Origin of the sequence: Paenibacillus profundus (assembly GCF_021369635.1) — a bacterium.
In the GTDB taxonomy this organism is placed as follows: Bacteria; Bacillota; Bacilli; order Paenibacillales; family Paenibacillaceae; genus Paenibacillus_B; species Paenibacillus_B profundus.
This window is the reverse complement of record NZ_JAJNBZ010000004.1, coordinates 1-21,251: the sequence shown is the minus strand read 5'-3', so window position 1 is coordinate 21,251 and position 21,251 is coordinate 1. Positions and strand designations below refer to the sequence as shown.

18 protein-coding genes and 1 riboswitch are annotated in these 21,251 nt (G+C 51.7%); of the genes, 5 read left to right on the top strand and 13 right to left on the bottom strand.

Going from position 1 to position 21,251, the window contains the following annotated elements; all coding sequences use genetic code 11:
* Positions 1-14: 14 nt before the first annotated feature.
* The 5 genes from LQV63_RS07445 to LQV63_RS07425 all read right to left on the bottom strand — a co-directional run bounded on the left by LQV63_RS07445 (position 15) and on the right by LQV63_RS07425 (position 5,766).
* Entirely contained in the window at positions 15-1,982 is a 1,968-nt protein-coding gene (locus tag LQV63_RS07445; protein ID WP_233696233.1) for a peptidase U32 family protein, read from the bottom strand.
* Between the two features lie 170 nt (positions 1,983-2,152).
* Complete coding sequence (locus LQV63_RS07440; protein WP_233696232.1) at positions 2,153-2,944, bottom strand: energy-coupling factor transporter transmembrane component T family protein; 792 nt, start codon at positions 2,942-2,944, stop codon at positions 2,153-2,155.
* On the bottom strand, positions 2,929-3,846 hold the full coding sequence (locus tag LQV63_RS07435) for an ATP-binding cassette domain-containing protein (protein WP_233696231.1): 918 nt from the start codon (positions 3,844-3,846) through the stop codon (positions 2,929-2,931). Before LQV63_RS07435 ends, LQV63_RS07440 begins: the two co-directional genes overlap by 16 nt.
* Positions 3,819-5,384 (bottom strand): energy-coupling factor transporter ATPase, encoded by a 1,566-nt coding sequence (locus LQV63_RS07430; RefSeq protein ID WP_233696230.1) that lies wholly within the window; start codon positions 5,382-5,384, stop codon positions 3,819-3,821. Before LQV63_RS07430 ends, LQV63_RS07435 begins: the two co-directional genes overlap by 28 nt.
* The gene (locus tag LQV63_RS07425; protein WP_019420404.1) at positions 5,368-5,766 is read right to left on the bottom strand and encodes a NusG domain II-containing protein; all 399 of its coding nucleotides are present in this window, start codon (positions 5,764-5,766) and stop codon (positions 5,368-5,370) included. The genes LQV63_RS07430 and LQV63_RS07425 overlap by 17 nt, the downstream gene beginning before the upstream one ends.
* A gap of 230 nt (positions 5,767-5,996) precedes the next feature.
* Here LQV63_RS07425 and LQV63_RS07420 point away from each other — a divergent pair, with 230 nt between their 5' ends.
* Both LQV63_RS07420 and LQV63_RS07415 read left to right on the top strand, forming a co-directional pair.
* Positions 5,997-7,097 carry an FAD:protein FMN transferase gene (locus LQV63_RS07420; protein WP_233696229.1) on the top strand — a complete coding sequence of 367 codons (1,101 nt, stop codon included), beginning with the start codon at positions 5,997-5,999 and terminating at the stop codon, positions 7,095-7,097.
* A gap of 161 nt (positions 7,098-7,258) precedes the next feature.
* Complete coding sequence (locus LQV63_RS07415; protein WP_233696228.1) at positions 7,259-8,611, top strand: anaerobic C4-dicarboxylate transporter family protein; 1,353 nt, start codon at positions 7,259-7,261, stop codon at positions 8,609-8,611.
* A gap of 5 nt (positions 8,612-8,616) precedes the next feature.
* On the opposite strand, the gene LQV63_RS07410 is transcribed toward LQV63_RS07415, so the two are convergent.
* The 5 genes from LQV63_RS07410 to LQV63_RS07390 form a co-directional block, all read right to left on the bottom strand.
* On the bottom strand, positions 8,617-8,916 hold the full coding sequence (locus LQV63_RS07410) for a hypothetical protein (RefSeq protein WP_233696227.1): 300 nt from the start codon (positions 8,914-8,916) through the stop codon (positions 8,617-8,619).
* Positions 8,907-9,761, bottom strand: coding sequence for a DMT family transporter (locus tag LQV63_RS07405; protein WP_233696226.1), 855 nt, complete (start codon positions 9,759-9,761; stop codon positions 8,907-8,909). The genes LQV63_RS07410 and LQV63_RS07405 overlap by 10 nt, the downstream gene beginning before the upstream one ends.
* 112 nt (positions 9,762-9,873) lie before the next feature.
* Positions 9,874-11,784: a beta-N-acetylhexosaminidase gene (locus LQV63_RS07400; protein WP_233696225.1), complete on the bottom strand. Its 1,911-nt coding sequence runs from the start codon at positions 11,782-11,784 to the stop codon at positions 9,874-9,876.
* 786 nt (positions 11,785-12,570) lie between these two features.
* A complete protein-coding gene (locus LQV63_RS07395) occupies positions 12,571-13,440 on the bottom strand; it encodes a formate/nitrite transporter family protein (protein ID WP_233696224.1) in 870 nt (289 codons plus the stop codon).
* 277 nt (positions 13,441-13,717) lie between these two features.
* Positions 13,718-15,163, bottom strand: coding sequence for an NAD(P)/FAD-dependent oxidoreductase (locus LQV63_RS07390; protein WP_019420396.1), 1,446 nt, complete (start codon positions 15,161-15,163; stop codon positions 13,718-13,720).
* A 97-nt stretch (positions 15,164-15,260) separates the two neighbouring features.
* Positions 15,261-15,360, bottom strand: a riboswitch (purine riboswitch).
* Positions 15,361-15,649: 289 nt separating this feature from the next.
* Here LQV63_RS07390 and LQV63_RS07385 point away from each other — a divergent pair.
* The 3 genes from LQV63_RS07385 to LQV63_RS07375 all read left to right on the top strand — a co-directional run bounded on the left by LQV63_RS07385 (position 15,650) and on the right by LQV63_RS07375 (position 18,677).
* Positions 15,650-16,903, top strand: a complete 1,254-nt coding sequence (locus LQV63_RS07385; protein ID WP_233696223.1) for a LytTR family transcriptional regulator DNA-binding domain-containing protein — start codon at positions 15,650-15,652, stop codon at positions 16,901-16,903.
* A gap of 212 nt (positions 16,904-17,115) precedes the next feature.
* Complete coding sequence (locus LQV63_RS07380; protein WP_019420394.1) at positions 17,116-17,970, top strand: ABC transporter ATP-binding protein; 855 nt, start codon at positions 17,116-17,118, stop codon at positions 17,968-17,970.
* On the top strand, positions 17,967-18,677 hold the full coding sequence (locus LQV63_RS07375) for an ABC transporter permease (RefSeq protein WP_233696222.1): 711 nt from the start codon (positions 17,967-17,969) through the stop codon (positions 18,675-18,677). Before LQV63_RS07380 ends, LQV63_RS07375 begins: the two co-directional genes overlap by 4 nt.
* Before the next feature lie 257 nt (positions 18,678-18,934).
* Here the strand turns inward: LQV63_RS07375 and LQV63_RS07370 are convergent, their stop codons facing one another.
* The 3 genes from LQV63_RS07370 to LQV63_RS31335 all read right to left on the bottom strand — a co-directional run bounded on the left by LQV63_RS07370 (position 18,935) and on the right by LQV63_RS31335 (position 21,118).
* Positions 18,935-19,801, bottom strand: coding sequence for an MgtC/SapB family protein (locus LQV63_RS07370; RefSeq protein WP_019420392.1), 867 nt, complete (start codon positions 19,799-19,801; stop codon positions 18,935-18,937).
* Positions 19,802-19,908: 107 nt separating this feature from the next.
* Positions 19,909-20,703 carry a DeoR/GlpR family DNA-binding transcription regulator gene (locus LQV63_RS07365; RefSeq protein WP_233696221.1) on the bottom strand — a complete coding sequence of 265 codons (795 nt, stop codon included), beginning with the start codon at positions 20,701-20,703 and terminating at the stop codon, positions 19,909-19,911.
* A 289-nt stretch (positions 20,704-20,992) separates the two neighbouring features.
* A complete protein-coding gene (locus tag LQV63_RS31335) occupies positions 20,993-21,118 on the bottom strand; it encodes a hypothetical protein (protein WP_267933942.1) in 126 nt (41 codons plus the stop codon).
* Positions 21,119-21,251: the final 133 nt, after the last annotated feature.

Genomic DNA, 21,251 nt, shown 5'->3' with positions numbered 1-21,251 from the left:
ACCCCTTCCTTCGTTTATACTCTGGCTGGTTCCAAGGCCAGCGCTTGTCCGAACTGCAGCGATCCGAGCGTATAACCGGCATATACCGGCTTCATCTCACGGTACAGTTCTCCGCAGTGCGACAAGTCTTGAATAGCGGTCCGGTACATCCGAATGATGTCACGCAGCTGTTCGGTCGTGTATGTCTTGCCTTCAATCCGGAAATGGTTCACGCCTGCTTCATGCAGTTCCTTCAGGAACGGCATATAGCACAGCTCCTTCGCCAGAGCCAAGTGATTGCGGCCGTTCCAATCGCGGTAGACTGGATTTTCCCCTTTATCTGTCAGCAGCACAAGGTACTGATTGTCGACATGCTTGTTGTCTTCCTGCATAATCGGGTCCATCACTTCCGCGTTCTCGTACAAATCAAGCTCCAAATACATCACGATCGGCGAGCCATGCACGATAACTTCTACCGGCACCTTCGATTGCTTCAGCAGGTTCGAGAAATCGTCCAATGGAAGCTCCAGCGAAGAATGCACCCGCTCCATGCCGAAATGGTTGTGATAGAGCTCTGCCGACATATGATTGAAGACGTTCAAGTTAAAATCGCCAATCATCGGCAGTCCCAAGTCGCGGAATTTGTGCATCGCGCCGATATTGGTCACGAGCAATCCATCCAGACCATAGCTGCCATTGCGCAGCAAGTGATTGTATTGTTCCATATGCATTTCGTTCATCATCCGCGGCATGCCGAGAACGATCTGCGAAGCGCCCTTCATCGAGGTCAACGCTTCGAGATCATTCCGGGTAAACGGCCGATCTGGCTGGAATACATCACCGGTTACATATACCGTATCGACTCCCTCTTCCACAGCTGCCTTCGCTTGTTCCAAATTGTTGACGTGTACGGACAGCTGAGGACGCACATCCGCTGTTTCAGGCTTGCGGCTTTCCGCAATGGTGTCACGCACCTGCTCCAACCGTTCCAGCTTCACTTCGCGCTCCGCCGTAGGCGTGCTGAATACTTTCCCTGTGCTGTAGAACTTGCCTGTACCCTCATAACGGGTGTTAATATAATCAATTCCCGGCTTGCCGAACGCATAGGCAGTAGAGAAATCACGCTTACGATTCTCGTGCAGCGTCTCACTGTTCTCCATGCGGTCATAACCGATTGGGTCGGCAATATACCGGTCAATTGCGTCGCCATAGCTGTTAGTAATCATAAGCAGAAATTCCTGATCGCGCATCCGTCCTTCGAGCTTGAAGGAGGTAATGCCTGACTTAATCAGTTCAGGAATATGCTCATACATGTACATATCTTTCGCCGCCAGCGGATATTCGGTCGGATATACGTTGCCGTCCTTCTTCACGCGGTAGTCCCAGCGGCATGGCTTCATGCAGCGGCCGCGGTTGGCGCTGTTGCCGTACAGCATCGAGCTGTACAAGCAGTTCGCCCCATGCACCGTACACATATCGCCATGCACAAAATATTCAAACTCCATGCCCGTCTTCGCATGCAGCAGCTCGGCTGTATGCAGATCCATCTCGCGCGAAGCGACGACCCGCGTGACGCCCATTTGCTTGAGCGCTTCAATCATATCCAGATTGTGAACGTTCATCATGACGGAGGAATGGATGGGCACATTCGTTAATTTCATATCTTGGATGAGTGGGAATACGGCTAAATCTTGTGCAATGATCGCGTCCGGACCAATATCGTTCAAAAACGACAAATAGCGCTTTGCTTCGTCCAGGTCCTCTTCGTTCATCAGGTTGTTCACGGTCACGTACGCGCGTTTGCCGCGTTCATGCGTCATGTTAATTGCTTCACGTACTTCGTCGTACGATAAGTTATAGCCTTTGCGCATCATTCTCATATTGAGGCTCGGTCCCCCGAAGTATACCGCGTCGCAATTCGAATCAATGACCGCTTTGAAAATATCAAATGTTCCGGCCGGAGCCAACAGTTCAATTTCTTTTCCGTTAAAATATCTAGCCACAGTCGCTCTCCCCCAAGCTTATATTGTGTTTATTTTGCAGCATGCAGCAGCAATTTCCTCACAAAAATTATATCATATTTTAAACTAAACTTGTGATTATTTTCACAATTTATGACCAAAAATGTGCTGTTCCAAACACTATTGTTGAAAAAAATTCACGTTTTAGGCTCTTACCACCACATTACAAGCAGCAGCATCGCGATAAACAAAGCCATAAATGCATGATCCGCTCCACTCCACGCTAGCTTCCTAAGTGAAGTACGGGGAGCGTTCAAAACATAGCCCCGCGCCTCCATCGCTTGCACGAGCTCCTCTGCACGCCGAAACGCACTCACAATGACCGGCACCATGAGCGTCATGACCATTTTTCCTTTTTGGGTAAAGGATAGATCTTGAGCATCTGCCCCGCGAGACGCCTGCGCCTTCATCACCTTGTCCGCCTCTTCAAAAATGGTAGGAATGAAGCGTAACGAGATGCCGATCATCATCGACCATTGCTGCGGCGACCCGCCTGCGTATTTGATAGGCTTGAATACGCGTTCCAATCCGAGATTCAAATCTACCGGAGTCGTCGTGAATGTTAATATTGCTGTAAAAGTAACGAGCAGCGCCATACGCCATACCGCATACGCGCCATAGGTCACCCCGCCGGTCGTAATGTTCAGTCCGGCTACATTCACAAGTGAATTTCCGCTCTTATCGAACAGCATGTAGAAAATAAACATAAAGGCCATAATGAACCATAGCGGTCGTGACGCGCGAAAATAGCGGTACAGCGAAATGCGCGAGCTCATCATAATGAGGAGCGCGAATACGGTTAGTGCGGCAAGCTCCGTGAATTGCTCGGCTAAAATAACTGCAACCAGATAGATTACCATCGCAATGAGCTTCGCACGCGGATCGAGCCGATGAATCCAGGAGTCGGCAGCGACATAGCGGCCGATCATCATTTTGGCTTGCATAGCTGATCCTCCTTCCCGTTCTCGCCATCATAGTCATTCTGGATGTCTTTGAGCCGGGCTGCAATCCAGTCCGCCCATGCCTCGATATCGTACGGCAGTTCTTCCCACGCAGCGCCTGTCCTCTCCATTACGAGAGCGGCAAAGCGCAGCGTGCTCGGAATGACGATGCCCGCCGCTTCCAGTTGCTCCGGCTGACTCATCAATTCAGATCGCGTGCCTTGGAACGTCACCGTCCCTTCCTTCATCAGCACGAACGTATCCGCATAAGCAAACACCTCATCCAGACGATGCGTAACCATGACGATCGTCTTGCCCTCTTCCCTGCATAAGCGGTGAAGCAGCTGAATCAGCTCCGTCCGGCTCACCGGATCCAACGTAGCCGTCGGCTCATCCAATACGACCACTTCCGGGTTGGAAGACAACACGGTGGCAATCGCTATTTTACGAATTTGCCCGCCGCTCAGTTCGAAGGGACTCGCTTGCAGAAGCGCGTCATCCAAGCCGACTTGCCTCAGCGCCTTGCGGGCCGAAGCGGCAGCCTCCTCCTCACTCTGCCCGAATTGGAGCGGACCGAACTTCAGATCGCGCTCCACCGTCTCTTCAAACAATTGATGCTCGGGAAATTGAAATACGAGTCCGACTCGCTGCCGCAGCGATTTTAGGCCCTTCTGTTTCTCCCCGCCGACAAACGTATATTCAAGTATTTGCAGCGAGCCAGAGACGGGCTGCAATATACCGTTAAAATGCTGCAAAAGCGTAGACTTTCCGGAGCCAGTCGAACCGAGCACGGCAATGAATTGCCCCGCTTCCAGCGTCAGATCCAGTCCGTTCAGCGCCAGAGGCGCAGATGGCCCCTGTCTAGGGTAGTGAAACGTTAACCGTTCTGCTCGCACAATGGCCATAGCGAATTCACCAGCTCTCTTTCATCATTCGTATCCGCCACGCCGATGCCGCGCGCTTGCAGCGCTTGAGACAATGCCAACGTAAACGGAGGCTGCAGGCGGCATTCCCGCATTAGTTCTTCTTTATGGAACAATTCGGAAGGCCGCATATCGGCCGCAATCTGTCCCTCTTTCAACACAATGGCACGGTCCGAAGCTAGAATTTCCTCCGCATCGTGTGTGACAGAAATAATGGTGTAACGGCTCGACGCATGCATCTGCTGCAATTGCGCCGTTAGCTCCCGCTTGGAACGTTCGTCGAGCATCGAGGTAGCTTCGTCGAAAATAATAATATCGGGCCGCAGCACCATAATTCCTGCAATGGCCACCCGCTGCTTCTGGCCGCCAGACAGCTCTGCCGGATGGCGTTCCAGCCATTGGTCAACACGGAACTCAGCGGCAACCTCTGCAATCTGCCGCTCCATCTCTTCCCGGGAGACGCAGCGGTTCTCCATGCCGAATGCAATATCGTCCTTCACTGTCGTTGCAAAAAATTGATTATCCGGATTTTGGAACAAAAAACCGACGCGTCGGCGAATCTCACCTACGCTGCTATCATCAAGGTGCAGCCCATTCACATAAATATGCCCAGCATACGGCATAAACAAACCGTTCAACAGCTTAATGAGCGTCGATTTGCCCGAACCATTCGGACCGACGATGGATACCCATTGTCCATGCGGTATATGCAGCGATATGCCTGAGAACAATTTCTGCTTGCCTCCGTATTGAAAATGCACGTCCTTCATTACGATGGCATCGCCCGGATTTAAATCGTGCGCGGCCGACGATTCCAGAGACGGATGGGACGCAGATTGCTGCGTATGCGCAGGTGCGGGTACAGCCTGATGCGGCTGCGCTGCTTGAACTGGCTCCTGCTCCACGGAGAGCGTTCTGCGCTTGCCGTCTGCTGCGGATGCGTCGACTTGAGGAGTCCAAGTGTCGAACAGCGGCAGCTTCTCCAGCGCGGCAACGATGTATTTTACGGCAATGCCGATAAAAATCCCCGTAACGACCCCGGTAATGAGCAAAGCAGGCAAATAGTAAAATATATTAGCCGTACCGAAGACGATATACGCCGCCGTCAATTGACCTGCATTGTGGGCAGCCCCGCCGACAACGCTGATACCGATTAAGCTCACGCTGTCGCGGCCTATCTTCAGGATGGCATACATGACGATAAAGCTGAACAGCGATCCCAGAAAGCTGAATAAGAAAGCGGAGAATGTGCCGAGCATTAATGTCATGAGGAGCGTCTTCAGAACGACGAGCATTAGCGCATCGCGTCCGTTCAAAAAGTACAAGCATGCCAAAATCATCACGTTGGCAAGCCCCAGCTTCGCTCCGGGAATAGGGAGAATCGTCTGTACCGGGAGCATCGCTTCAACGAATCCGAGCACGACAGCAACAGCGCTGAAGATAGCTATAATGACCGCTTTCTTCAACGCTTCCGATTGGTTCGGCAGGCGTGAGCCCCCCGATTTATTGAACGACGGCATCGATGTCACTCTCCTCACCGCCATCTCCTTCGCTGAACAGCTCCACGAGCACGCGATGGGGCAGACATACAATCGTATCGTTCGGTCGCGATACGAAGCCGAAGGATAGACATACTTTGTCCGGGCAATCAGCATCGAACATTTCAATGCCGTAATCGTGAACTTTCAGGATGTTGAAGCCGTGATCGGTGTCCACTTTAATAATTTGCTCTTCCTGTGTCAATTCAACTTTTTTATAGGGCTCGCCATCTACGGATATATGGGCGACCACCTTTGAATTGTGCAAATTTTCACTTTCGTTCTGAAACAGCCACTTCGGCACGATAAACGCCAGCGCCGCGATGACAATTACACCGATGAGGATCAGGTCTCCACGTTTCATGTTTGTTGACTCCTCGGGATTCATTTTAATTTTGAAACTATATGTCATTATACCTCTTCGTGAAGGAAGGTTCAATGTTCGTTACTTGGCGGAACCGTGAACAAAGGATATAAAAAGAGCTTTCTTCGCTCCATGTATGATGTGCTTGATTTGCAACTTTTATGGGAACTGCTATAATAAGATGCTTGCATAAGACCACTTTAAGCTTAAAAATGTTGGAGGAATGGCCTATGACACATCGTTCACGCGGTTTACTGCGCAGCGCGCTCCTTCTGCTTGCTGCCTTCGCTCTCATTATTAGCGGATGCGGAAATGGCGGCAAAGACAACAGCGCTTCCGGCTCCAAGACGGAATCCGGTACGGCTGGCAGCAAATCTTCCATTAAACAACAGTCGTACTTCATCTTCGATACCATCGTTACCGTCAAGATATATGATGAGCGTGCCGGAGACAAACAATTCAAAGATATTGAATCCATACTAAATGAAATCGACGCAAGCATGAACCGAACGAAAGACACGAGCGAGCTTGCTAAAATACGCAGCGCTGCCGGCAAAGAGGCGGTTCAAGTATCGCAAGAAACGTTCGACGTAGTGGCGAAGTCTATCGATTATGCCGAACGGACGAAGGGCCGCTTCGATCCGACGGTCGGCCCGATAGTGGATTTATGGAACATTGGACACGAGAATGCCAAAGTACCGGATCCAAACGTATTGAAGGAAAAGCTGCAACTGGTCGGCTATCAAGATGTGACGCTCAATGCGGACAAACGTGAAATCAAGCTGAACCGAGCAGGAATGGAACTGGACATGGGCAGTATCGGTAAAGGATATGCAGCCGACCGTATTGCCGACTATTTGCGCGAATCTGGCTTTCCAAGCGCGATTGTCGACTTGGGGGGCAACATCTACGCCGTCGGTGAGAAGCCTGGGGGCACCGATTGGACCATCGGCGTGCAGGACCCGGACACTACCCGAGGCAATCAAATCGGCAAAATGAAGGTGAAGGACAAGACAATCGTCACTTCTGGCGTATACGAGCGTTATTTTGTCGAGAACGGGAAACACTATCATCACATTCTTGATCCCGATACTGGCTATCCTATCGAGAATCATTTGAGCAGTGTGACGATTGTTACGACTAGCTCGACGGACGCGGATGCGCTCTCCACCTCCACCTTTGCCCTCGGCTTGGAGGAAGGAATGAAATTCGTCGAATCCGATCCCGATGTGGAAGCGATTTTTATTACGACGGAGCATGACGTGTACTGCACCTCCGGCATCAAGAAAATTTTCGAATTGACGAACGATAAATATAAGATTGTTAATTAAAGGTTGTTCAAAAAGTCACCCTTTTGAACCTGCACAATCCGTGTTGCATCAACAATCAAAGCGCCCGCTATCGCGGCATCTCCTGCTCCATGCAGGCTGCCAGCGATAGCGGGCACTTCTGTCTTTTTGCACAATATGAAGATGTTGGAAGGATGTTATCCATGTTCTGGTTACAGCTATTTATTGTCATCATTGCCTTATACGTCGGATCCAGACTCGGTGGAATTGGCCTGGGTGTCATGGGAGGACTTGGTCTCTCTGTACTCACCTTCGGCTTCGGGTTGGAACCGACCGCTCCACCCATTGACGTGATGCTGATGATTGCTGCCGTCATCACGGCAGCCTCTACTATGCAAGCGGCCGGAGGGATGGACGTGCTCGTGCGCCTTGCCGAACGGGCGCTGCGGCGCAATCCGCAGCACATCACGTTCATGGCGCCGCTCGTCACGTACTTGTTCACGATCTGCGCCGGAACCGGACATGTGGCATACTCCGTTATGCCGGTCATTGCCGAGGTATCCCGCCAATCGGGAGTGCGGCCGGAACGGCCAATGTCCATCGCGGTCATCGCCTCCCAGCAAGCCATTACCGCAAGTCCGATCTCGGCAGCGACCGTCGCTCTGCTATCGCTCCTGTCCGATCAAGGATACCATCTATTTGATATATTGCTGGTGAGCATTCCCGCAACGTTCATTGGCTGCTTAGTTGCCGCATTAATTATGACCCGGTACGGCAAGCCTCTCGCTGACGACGAGGAATTTCGCCGTCGCGTCACAGAAGGAAGCGTGCCGCCAATTGGCGTTCGTGACGGGCATGATGCTGGCGGGCAAGAAGTGTCCAGTGCAAATCCCGGGTTGAGCCGAGGAGCAGTTGCTTCGGTCGTGCTGTTCTTGCTGGGCGTCGTCCTCGTCGTCCTATTCGGTTCCGTTCCGTCCCTGCGTCCTGCTTGGACAGATGCGGAAGGACTCATGCATACGCTGGGCATGCCCCAAGTCGTCGAAATGGTCATGCTCTCTACGTCTGCCGTCATTCTGCTCATCACCCGCATACCAGCCGGCAGTGTAGTGAAAGGCGGTGTGTTCGTCGCTGGCATGCAGGCTGTTATCAGCATATTCGGTATTGCATGGATGGGCGATACGTTCTTTAAAGGGAATATGGACGTGCTGCAAGGATCGATCCATGATGCCGTCACTGCGGCTCCATGGCTGTTCGCCTTCGCCTTGTTCGCCATGTCCATTCTACTGAACAGTCAGGCGGCAACGGTGCGCGGCTTAATGCCGCTCGGCATCGCTTTAGGCTTGCCTGCCCCTGCGCTCATAGCGATGTTTCCGGCGGTGAACGGTTATTTCTTCATCCCGAACTATCCGACGGTCATTGCGGCCATTCATTTCGATCGAACGGGAACGACACGAATCGGGCGCTTTTTATTCAATCATAGCTTTATGCTGCCTGGGCTCGTCGCGACCTCGGTCGCGGTTGTTATAGGCTTCATTCTATCCCAGCTTGTGCTCTAGGCGGCCTACGTCGCCTGGTCCCACACCAAATCCGCAGTAACCGCCGCCTGGCTGCCCGGCTCGGCGCGCACCCAGGCAAGCACAGTGAAGCCGTCTCCACCCGGCTCGAGCGGATATGCGCCCGCCCACGGCTTGCGCTCGGAAGCGGCAGCAGTAAGGTTCCAAGCGGATCCGAATGGACTGTCAACAGTGTGACCGCTAACACTAGCATCAGCATCAAACCTCCATAACGGTCCGATACCTGCCCGAGAAGCAGCTTCGCCATGCTTTGCATTGAATTTCGTTCCCTTCTCCCCTATCCCCAAATACTAATTAAGGCCATACCGGCCGCTACGACAGCCGACGTCACGATCCTCGTCCGCCCCTGCTGTTCTTTCAAGACAAATATGCCAAGCAATGTCCCAATGACAATGCTGAATTCACGAATCGGAGCCAGATGAGCGAGCGGCGCCAACGTCATTGCATACAGGAACAATAGGTACGAGCCTGGTGATAAAATGGTGCCAAGCACAATGGTGCGCCAATTGACGCGCCATTCCTGACGCAGCTGCTTCGTTCGGACGATGGATGGAGCCAGAAAGAGAAGCGCGCCAAAGTTAGAAATTTGGATAAGACCGAGCGGGCTGAAGAATTCCACGACCGTCTTGTCTGTAAGCGTATAGCCTGCGGTACACAGCCCGACGGAAGTCGTTACGGCCAAGGTGAGCCACCATCGTCTGTCTCGCGGCTCCTTCGAGGAGAACATCCCGCTTAACGCGAACAATCCGCCGACGATGAACCCCCATCCGATCCATCCCACGAGAGACAGGCTCTCGCTGTACATAAATACACTGACGATAGGCACGATAAGGGCTGCTGTCCCCCGCATCATCGGATAGACCTTAGATAGATCGCCATACTGATACGCTTTGGAGACAAGCCATAAATAAATCCCTTGCAGGAATAGAGAAGATAAGAGCAGCAATCCGGTTGGCCAAGTCCATTCCATCACGTATATATCATGAATAAAGAACGGCATAAACAAAATGGCAGCCAAACCGTGCAGACAAAATAAAAAGGATTCCTTATGGATGCTGCGCTTCGCGAACATATTCCATGTAGCATGTGCAAAGGCAGAAGCAATGACGAGCATTAATCCGTAAATAAACATGACGAGATTCCTTCTTTCGGTATGTAGAAGTATCACAGATTGCCATTTCCAGTAAAATGAGACTCGGTGAAACATATATCATCGAGTCTCATCCCGTGCAATCATCAAGTTATTAAGTGGCGGATAACACCGCTCCCGTCGTTATACGGTGGAAAAACGGCGAATGGGAAACGCGATGCTCCCCGACCGGATCGTTCGAATAGAACGGCAAACGCTCCGCCTCCAGCTCTTCCAGGCGGTCAGTCCGGCCTTCGACATAATCGATGAGGCGGTCTTCCGCCGATTGCAGGCGGGCAAGCACGCCGCCGTAGCGAATGTCGAGCACTTCCCAGCCGAACGGCTTGCTCGTCGCCATCCACAAGCTGCGGTGCGCCTTGCGAGTCGTGTCGACAAGCGCGCGAATGCGCGGCAGCACATCCTCCGCGATACGGCGCAGCTCCGCTGTGTCGCCGCCTTGATAAGCGCGCGTCACTCGCAGACCGCTCGCCGCCTTCGCGGCGAGCGTCTCGGCGAGCTTCGCGTACAGGTCGAACACGTGCACGTGGTCTCCGGTCGCCTTCCCGCGCGCATCCGCAAGCCGCTGCGCCAGCTTCGCATAATGCTCCGGCAGCGCGGTCTCCAGCTCGCCTTCAATATGCTTATCGAACAAGCCGATAAGCGTATCCTGCCACAGCAAGAACTTGGAGCCGTTCGAGCCGTGCATGTTGTTCTTCGTTACACCCGGCGTCTCGTCCAGATACGTCAGCTGCCAGTAATCGTCGAAGTCCTGCCCCGTACACAGCTTGAAGCGTTCCTTCATCTTCGCTTCATCCACTTCGCCTGCCGTATAACCGTGCTCCGCGAACAATTGCAAGCCAAGCAAAATCGTCATGTGGTTCGTTTCTTGACCGTTATCGCCCCAAGCCGTAGCGAATACTTCCTTAATCCCCTTCGACTTGCAAGCCATGAGCGCCGGATTCGTATTTTGCCACGTCTTGCCGTAGTTCGGACTCATGCTGCCCCATACCCAGACGCCGCCCGCAAATACCGGATCAGAACCGAATTTGCGATGCTTCTCAATGAATTCCTCATAAAAGCCTTGGTCATCGTGATAATAATCCCAGTAGACGAACTGTACGCCCTTCGGAATTTTCTCTACCACTTCCGCTGAGAAATCAATGTCGAGATCGTAATAATGCCCTCCATTGTTCATCAACAAATGGAAGTACATATCGCTCCACATCATCGGCTCCAGACCATGCTTGCGCGTAATGTCCATGACACGGTTCAAATGCTCGTTCATAATGTCAAACCGCTCGCGGAAGCCATTCTTGAACAGATAGCGGCCGAGGCCAAGTCCGAAGGCTTCGTCCATACCGATATGAATGCGCTTGGAACGAAGCGGCTTCGTAACAGCCACGATCATATCTTCGATAAATCGATACGTCTCCTCGGAACCGGCGAGCAGCACGTCCTCCGTATCGCGCAATTCATCCGCGTAATCCCACTTCAGCGCTTGCGCCAGATGGCCCAGCGTCTGTATGCATGGAACGATCTCGATGCCGAACTGTGCAGCATACTGATCGATGTCGTACAATTCTTCGGCGGTATAGCGGCCCCGCATGTAACCAAAATATGGACGTTCTGGTACTTCATACGTATCTTCGGTATAGAGCATGACGCCATTCAAGCCCATCAGAGCCATGGAACGCATCATTTCTTTCATCATATGCACATTCGGAACAGCGTTACGCGAAGCGTCGATCATCGTTCCGTTATAAGTAAATTGAGGATGTTCCGTTATGCTAAATTCCGCCTGCGCACGCGCCTGCTCTACAAAGAGCCCAAGCGCACGGAAGAAGTGAATCTTGTCTTGATAGCGGATCACACCTTGCCCTTGTGAAAGCTTGACTGTGAGAGGACCGTCCCCACGCTCCACGTGCACAGCAATGCCGTCCTCCGCTAGTTCAATACCTAACAGTCGCTGAAGTTCAACCACCCCTTGTGTCAAATCGTCGATGTTGCCTTGCATGTTCAGTTTCATGCCAGTTCCCTCCAAGTGGTCATCATTTCATATCCTGATAGCCTTTTTCTACATGTTGCGCGCGATGCCCGAGCCGGAACGGCTGCGCCTCCTGCGGCACGCCGTGAGCAATACGTCCGTTGCGGAAACGGTTACAGCTTAGTATGCCGCCCACAGCTAATCGAGCCACTGTATTATTGTACTATATGTGATCATTTACAGACAGAGAATAGTAATGGCTCACCTTCCTGTTGCTGCAAAGTTCATTCTTTTAACACGAACCACTGCCTATTCTAGCACATTTCCCAGCTCGCTCAACCGGGGCATATACAGACACGCGCACCGTCTGTCGAGTAGTAGGGCATTGACTCTTCATCATGATCGCAATGTTCCGTCGTACAGTGCGCGTTCTAACTGACGGTGATTCACTTCACCCGCCCCTTTGCTCCATTCTCCCCTTCCATCAGAAAGCGACACGTCCTGTGACCACTCTAGTTAACTGCCATCATGAGCGGTCGGTATATGGCAGGATACGCAACGGAATGTGCCTTATCCTCGACGTTATCCCTCCTGACTGTATGGGAGAATGAACATAAGGGCCATAGCACGGAAGCCCGATATCATGTTTTCGTTTCAAAGGGAAGGGCATGCTGCCTTTCTGAATCAATGGGAGAGTGAGGCAAGGCAAGGGACGGAACAGGCATACCTTCTTCGGGAAGGGTAACGTGACACTCTAAGGCGAGATACCGAAAAAACCAAGCCGTATAAGGGCTTGGTTCATATGTCAGTTTTTTAATATAAACAGAATTAGCTTATGCTCGCCCCTGCCGTCGATGCCCCCGCAGATGTGGAAGCGCCTGACTGCGCTGGCACAGCTTGCGTCTTCACAGCTGTTTCTTTCTCGGGAACGTTCCGCAAGTAGGTCATATAATAAGCTCCAGCCACGAAGATGACGCCGCCAGCTAAATTGCCAAGCCAGACCGGAACGAAGTTCACGAAATAGTCTCCCCAGCTATAGTGGCCTTCGAATATGGCCGCTGGAATGACGAACATATTAGCCACAACGTGCTGAAATCCGATGGCAACGAATGTCATGGTCGGGAACCATATCCCCATAATTTTGCCGCTGAAGCTCTTGGCCCCGTAAGATAGCCAGACTGCCAGCGCAACAAGCCAGTTGCAGCCAATACCGGATATGAATGCTTGCAGGAAGCTGTCGTGCAGCTTATGCCCCGCCACAGCCACCGTCTTTTCCAAGTAAACCCCAGATGCCGTCAGACCGACGATATGCCCGAAGAAATACGCAACGAACAGCGCCCCTACAAAGTTGCTCAGTGTAATGACGATCAGGTTGCGCATCATTTCACCCGTAGAAATGCGGCCCTTCATACGTGCCAATGGCACTGCCATCATGTTGCCTGTCAGCAGTTCCCCGCCTCCAAGCAGAACGAGAATGAGCCCCACCGGGAACAATGACGCTCCGATTAAGCTGTTGATGCTGCCCCATTCTTGAGGCGCATCTGCGGTTACACGAATATATAGCAAGTACCCGAGCGCAATGAACGCTCCGGCAAGAAATCCAAGGATAATCATCGCCGAGAGCGGATTTCTCGCTTTCACAACACCGGTCTCCACCGTCGCCTCTGCAATCTGCTGCGGCTTTAAATAGCCAGCCATATGAATCCCCCCTGTACACCAATACCGATATGCCTGATTCTGTCATGTCAAGAAAATCTGCAGCCGTTCCTCTCTTTTTCGAGCATCATGTGCATGAGAAGTTCCGGTTGCAAGTTCATTGTAACGAAGTGTTTCAGACGATGTTGTGCAATTTATCACAAAGATTGCTTCAAAGATGTACCATTTTATTCACAAGTCGCAACGTTGCTCCCCATACCGAATAGGCCTGCGAGCGTATAACGCCTGCAAGCCTGTTGAACGTACTTTGTTGCCTATATTAGATGAAGGTTCCTTCGCGCTTCTCCATAATACTGCGGGCGATATGAACGCCTGCCGCCCCGGCTTGCGCCAGTCCGCGGGTCGTTCCCGCACCGTCTCCACCACAATATAGCCCCGCGATTTCCGATTCAAACGTCTGGTCCAGCTTCGGCCGGGCAGAATAGAACTTCGCCTCCACCCCATAGAACAGCGTATGTTCCGAAGCGATGCCTGGCGTTACTTTATCCAGCGCCTCCACCATCTCCACCAAACTTTTCATCGTGTTGTATGGCAAGACGAGGCCCAAATCACCCGGAACCGCTTCTCTCAAGGTCGGCTCAAGGAAGCCTTCCTTGATGCGGTTGTCCGTGGAACGGCGTCCGCGCATAATGTCGCCGAATTTCTGTACAATGACGCCCCCGTTGGACAGATCATTCGCCCGCTTGCAGATCTCGCGCGCGTATTCGTTCGGCTTGTCGAACGGCTCCGTGAACTTATGCGAGACGAGCAGCGCGAAGTTCGTATTGGCGGAGCCGAGCTTCGGGTCTTTGAAGGAATGGCCATTCGCACACATAATGCCGCTATGATTCTCCACCACGACGTGTCCTGACGGATTACTGCAAAAGGTGCGGACCTGTGTCCCAACGGACGTATTGAATATGAATTTCCCTTCATATAAATGCTCATTAATTTCACGCATAACAACATCGGATGTCTCCACGCGCACGCCGACATCCACTTGGTTGTTGAACATCTTCAGGCGGCGCTTCTTCAAGATTTCCGTCAGCCACGCCGAACCGTCACGTCCGGGGACGATTACGACCTGAGCAGCCTCATGGGTGTCTCCATTCTTCATCTCGATGCCTGTCACCACATGGCGGCCGTCCTGCTTGACGGTGACGATGTCGGCCACTTCCGCCTTGTACACCATATCAATGCGCGGGCGCAAATATTCATATATCGATTTCATAATTTCCAAGTTCTGCTCGGTACCCAGATGGCGCACCTGCGCCCGCAGAAGCTTCAGCCCAGCTGCGTAACCTTGCTGCTCAATGCGGCGAACGGTCTCAGTCGTTGGGTCTGTAATTTCTGGTGTCGCACCATGTTCCAAATTGATGCCATCTACATATTTAATCAAGTCCAACACGTGCGAGGGCGGCAAATAATCGGTCATCCATCCCCCGAACTCGGTTGTAACGTTAAATTTGCCGTCACTGTAAGCTCCGGCACCACCGAACCCGTTCGTGATAGAACACGCCGGAAGGCAGCCCGCAAATTCCTTCTTGCCGGCAGCCGGCGGGCACATTTGAATCTTCTCCTCCAATATTGGGCAGCTGCGGCGGTAAATATCATGTCCTTTATCCACCAGCATCACTTTCAAATGGGGAGCCTTCAACGTCAGTTCATAGCATGTAAAAATTCCAGCCGGTCCTGCGCCAACGACAATTACATCATATTTGCTCATTGGTTCCTCCTCGATATGCGCGTTGTCTTGGTCTGATTCGTCTCTGTTCCAGGGCCCACAATGATGCGGGCAAAAAAATATCCTGTTACGTTCAGGTATGCAAAAGCACACCCATCGTAGTCAGGAATTTACGGCTCCTGGTAGAGACCCCCAGACCTTATCTCCAGGGATATACGAACAGGATAAACAAATAAGAGTCCAATCGCTCCTTGCAGTCGCTTTGCTGGCGACATGGATATTGTATCGAATTCTACCGAACATGTCAACAGTTTATCAGCCTAATGTTCGTGATTAAACATTAAAAACAGGCGGAATCCAGTTTCTAACCTTAGTTAATATGTATAAAACACGAACATTTACTCTCTCCCCTGCTTTTACAAGCTTCTTTTCCACGACAACAGACTACTCAACTCCATCATCTCGATCTATGATAATAAATGATATTTATTACACAATCTTTGATTATAAAGAAACGGAGTGTTCTCCATGACCTTGAAGCCCGCCTCGGATTCGGACGGTCTTATTTTAGACAAACTGTACGTAACGAAAGGAAATTCAACATTATTAGAATCACTTAGCTTAACGATACGGCCCGGCCAATGCCTGGCAGTTCAATGCAATCATATAACCGGCTCGCTAATTATAGATGTGTTAATGGACAGATCGAAGCTCTCTGCTGGACGAGCGACATGGGGCGGCCAGCCTCTGTCCGCTGCCTCTGCAACTTCCCGTATCGGCTGGATAAGGCAAATAGACGCCATTCATGAGCGGCTTTCTGCACGAGAAGCGCTCATTTTCTATATGAAGCTGTACGGCTCGTTCAACAAATCGCGGGTGGACCAGCTGCTGCAACTGGTCGGACTGCAAGAACAGCAGCATACTCCGCTCGACAAATGCTCGGTATCGGAGCAGCGGCGATTCCATCTGGCTCGGGCTGCTGTTCATCGCCCCGAACTGATCGTCCTTGAAGATCCTGAATTCCAGATGGACTTGGAGAGCAGCTATTTGCTGCGTCAATGGATTCAGTCGATGTGCGGGGAGGGTGTCTCCATCTTCATGACGGTACCGTCGTTAGAAAGCGCGTTAACGATGACGGATGATGTCATTCGCTGGACCCCGTCCGGCTTCAAGCCCGTATTGCTCGAGGAGGAAGCCGACGGCACGGAGGACCAGAACGACGCAGCCATTATGGAACCGGAGGAACCGAATACTGTCTACGACATAGATGTAACAGCTCCAGACAGCGAAGAAACGCTTTATGATCCAGCAGTGTCAGCAGCTCAGGCAGCAGAGGCTTCCGCCGCGCGGAACGAGGATCCGGGCAACGCTGACGAGATCTCATCGGATTCGGCGCTGGAGGACGATGCCGATACACCCGGACAACGCTGGTATCCACAGCTCTCGTTCGATAAAATTCCAGCACGTGTGGAAGACAAAATCGTGCTCATCGACCCGCTTGAAATGAATTTCATCGAGAGTCAGGATGGCACGTCACAGCTGCACGTTCATTCCGGCATGTATCCTTGCTCGATGACTCTGACGGAATTGGAAAAGAAACTAAAGCCGTTCGGCTTCTTCCGCTGTCATCGCTCCTACCTGGTCAACCTGCAGCGGGTGCGTGAAGTCATCATTTGGTCCCGCAACAGCTATAGCTTGGTGCTGGATGATGAGAAGAAAAGCACGGTGCCGTTATCAAAGAATAAGTACGAAGAGATGAAAACCATCATGGGAATTAGTTGAACCCACTTGCTCCACTCACCCCGTGAAGTGTTCCATTCACCCTCCAGAGTGCGCTAGTTGCCGCCTTTATAAGGCGTCTCCCGGGCATTCGGGATATGATGAGGATGTCAAAAGGCAAGCTGCAAACAACGCTTACCGTTCGCAGCTTGCAGGCAGACGACACAGAGTACGACACTCATCATAACCATTTATATAAAGCGAGGTAACGTGACATGGAACCAATCATTGAAGTGCAGGCTTTAACGAAGGCGTTCGGCAACAAACAGGCCTTGAGACAAATCGACTTTACAATACAACGCGGAGAAATATACGGCTTTCTCGGGCCGAGCGGCTCCGGTAAAACGACGACGGTGAAAATTCTGTCTGGTCAAATGCTTCCAACTACCGGAACGGCCCGCGTATTCGGCGTTGACATTGCAAAGATGAACGAAGTCGAACGTCATCGCCACTTGTCGCGAATCGGGATTCTAACCGATAACAGCACCTTGTACGACCGGCTGTCGATTCAAGACAATTTGGAGCTATTCTGCAAGCTTTACAATGTTCCATCGAGCCGCGCAAAGGAAGTATTGGAGCAGGTCAATCTCGCTAATGAACGGCAGACAACAGTCAAGACACTCTCCAAGGGTATGAAGCAGCGGGTTACACTGGCAAGAGCTCTGCTGCATAATCCGGACATTTTGTTCCTGGATGAACCGACATCGGCTCTGGACCCTACCAACACAAGACATATTCATGATGCGCTGAAAGCTCTAAACCGTGCTGGGACGACCATCTTCCTCACGACACACGATATGGAAGAAGCCGAATCGCTCTGTCATCAGGTTGCTTTCCTCCATCAAGGTCATATCGCTGCAATGGACACACCGCAAAGGCTGCGCTTAAAATATGCGGATTCGACAATAACGGTAACGACTACCGAGGGCACCTATTCGGTGCAGCGCGATGACGAAGGCGCACGCCGTATTTACGACTGGATGACGACCGGCAAAATGGTGGCGATTCATTCGAACGAACCGACCTTAAGTGATATTTTCATCAAAGTAACAGGGGGCATATTAAAATGACACTTGCAATGAAACGTGTTTCGGCCATTATTCAAAAGGAGTGGAAGGATTCTTCCAAAAACCCGGTGCTGCTGTTAACTGCCGCAATTCCTGTCATATTTGCTTTCTTGTTCCGTAGCGAACAGAGTGTGGGGGCTTCCGTCCTCACAATGCCTATGAACATGGCCCTAAGCATTACCGGAGCTTTCGTGCAGGCGATGATGGTTGCCGAAGAGAAAGAGAAGCATACGCTGCGCGTACTCATGCTCTCTCCGGCCAAGCCGATAGAAGTGCTGCTCGGCAAGAGCGCCATCTCGGCCATTATGACAGTAAGTGCAGTCATCCTGTCCATCTTGATTGCCAATACACCGAGCATCAACCTAGTGTCTTTCTTACTCCTGCTCATCCCGAACATCGTCATGTATTTGGCGCTCGGCACCTTAATCGGATTGATGTCCCGCACGTCAATGGAAACGTCATTCCTCGGCATGCCGCTCCTGCTCATCTTCCTCATGGGACCGATGTTCGGCGCGTTGCTGAACAGCGAAGCCGTTAACGTCGCTATTGGCTACTTGCCGACGGAACAAATGGCGGCAGCTTGCGACATCCTCTGGAATGGCGGCAGCTTGACTGATATTTGGAGCCATATCGGCGTTACTTGCATCTGGGCGGTTGCCTCTGTCCTATTATGCATCATTGTGTATCGTGCAAAACGTTATGACGCGTAACGAGTTCTTTCGACGCGAACATGGCGAGGAAGCGTTATTTCCCGAGAAATACGCCGAATGATGACAAAAAGCCCCGTGTGAGGACACCATTGAAGGATCCTTGCACGGGGTGTTCTTATTTAAAGGTGTTCACATTGAACCTTTTGAACATAGACGAGCGTGGCAATTGGGGTTTGGTTCTTCTTATATAAAGGTGATCTACGATTGAGTTTAACAACCTCTTTTAAAACTTTTTTTAAAATTGTTTATAATTATTTTTATAGTTTCGTGTCCACGTCACGTCCCGGACGCTTTTCGCCGCCGAACAGATCGCTCAAGCTCCATTTCCCTCGTTCAATCACCAAGTCTTCTAGGGCGAAATGCTTGATGGATTTGACGCATGGCAAAGATAACAGCTCCCCGAGCAATGTCTCGACATGCCAAGCCCGGGACTTCAATGTCAATTGAAGCAAGACGCATTCCATATCCAATGCGCCGACATCCGTATTCGACTGCAATCCATCTCCAGTTCCATTCCACGAATCAAGAGGCTCGACTGCCATGTCGCATACGGTTAGCCCCTGCTCCTTAAGGAGTTGCAGCACCGTACCAATATGGCTCGGCGCATCATGCACGACGAGGGCAAGATGCCGGGTCTGCGAAGACTTCGTGAAGCGCGCGAACTTTTTCTCGAGCTTATTCAGCATGAACAGACTGAAGAAAGCGGTGAATGCGGTCAAGATGGCGCCGTAATAGAAGCCTGCCCCTACAGCGAGGCCGATGGCGGCTACTACCCATAGTGAGGCTGCCGTCGTCAGCCCTGACACAGTCATCCCGGTCCGCAGAATCGTGCCTGCTCCCAAGAAGCCGATGCCGCTGATGACTTGAGCCGCAAGGCGTGCCGGGTCCATCCGGACGTTCGTCTCATAGATGAATGCCGAGAAGCCATAGCTGGAGAGCATCATAATCAATGCCGAGCCGAGACAGACGAGAATATGCGTGCGGAAACCGGCCGCATGCTCGCCCAGCTCGCGTTCCAGCCCGATCGCGCCGCCGAGCGCTACCGCAATGATCACGCGAATCGTTAATTCCCAATAATCGATTTGCCATACTTCGGGGTGTATGGCTATCATGTCCGTCATCATATTCATCATCCTTATAAAGTTCACATGGTTTCTAGCTTATGCGGCTGCCCGGGCATTAAGAAGCTTATCCGGCCCGGAAGCACGCTTGATCACGGTGTAACAAAGGATTAACCCTGCCCGCTGCGACCATCTTCGGCCGCAACGATGACCTGAACGCCAAGCTCGCTGATTTGCCGTATCCATTCCGGAGAACAGCCTTCGTCCGTAATGATCCTAGACACCTCTTCCAACGGCGCAATACGGGCAAAGGTCGTCTTGCCGAACTTCGTATGATCGGCCAGCACGATAGCCTCTTCAGCCCGTTCCATCATCCGCTGGGAGAGGCTCGCCTCGTTCAATTCATAATCGGTGGTGCCTTCAACAAGCGACACGCCGCCGACAGAGATGAATGCCTTGTGCACGGTGAACTGCTGCAGCATCTGTTCCGTGAGCGTGCCAGACGCAGTCTGCGAGCGGCCGTCGATCTCCCCTCCGGCGAATATTATCTTGCCGCGGAATAGTTCAAGCGCCAGCAGCATGACGGGAATGGAATGGGTGATCATCGTCACGTCTGGCCGATCCTGCAAATGACGGATGAGCTCGATCGTTGTCGTTCCGTTGTCGACCATAATTGTCTCGCCCTGGCCAATCAGGGACGAAGCATATCGGCCAATAGCCCGCTTCTCTGCGGCAAGCATGTTCGTACGTTGAACAAAAGGCGCCTCCCATGCCTCCATGCGAGCCTTGATGGCCCCACCGTATACCTTCTTGAGCTTGCCCTCTTTCTCGAGCCGATCCAAGTCACGGCGAATCGTTTCGGTGGACACTTGGAGTTGATCCGCCAGCGACTGCACTTGGACGCGTTCGGTTCGGTCCAGCGTCGCAAGGATGTCTACTTTGCGCTCCTCATAGGACAAAGACATCGAGCCAGCTCCTTCTGTGTATTGTTGTGGATTCTTGTTAATTCATGTTGTTTGATGTTAATCATAGAGGGTTTCCGATAGACTGTCAATGATGAAAAAACGCGAATCTGCCTCTTTATAATCGTATAAGGAACCCTTTAAAACAAGGAAAAATATCGTTGGTGGAACACAGCACAAAAATGCGAGTTCTGGTTGTTTTTCGTAACGCTGATTGACGGTAGGCGAAACTAATATAACGAAGCAAAAAGCAAAACCCGGCAGAATGAGGACCGCCGGGTTTTGTTCCGTATTAATTTGAAAACAGACGGCTGTGCAGCCCTTCGACGGCTTTCGTCGGCTTGAAGACAATGAAGCGATATTCCGCTACGCCATGGGTATAGAAAGGGTCCTGGTCATCCAGACGATCAATCGCCACGTTCACGACATGCGCAAGATGATTATCCGGTATGTCAAAAAGAAGAAAGGGCTATCCCCTCGTCATCTTTGATGACTTTGATATGCTCCCCTTACGGTAGACAGGTGAAATAATAAAACCTGTGTATGGGGAG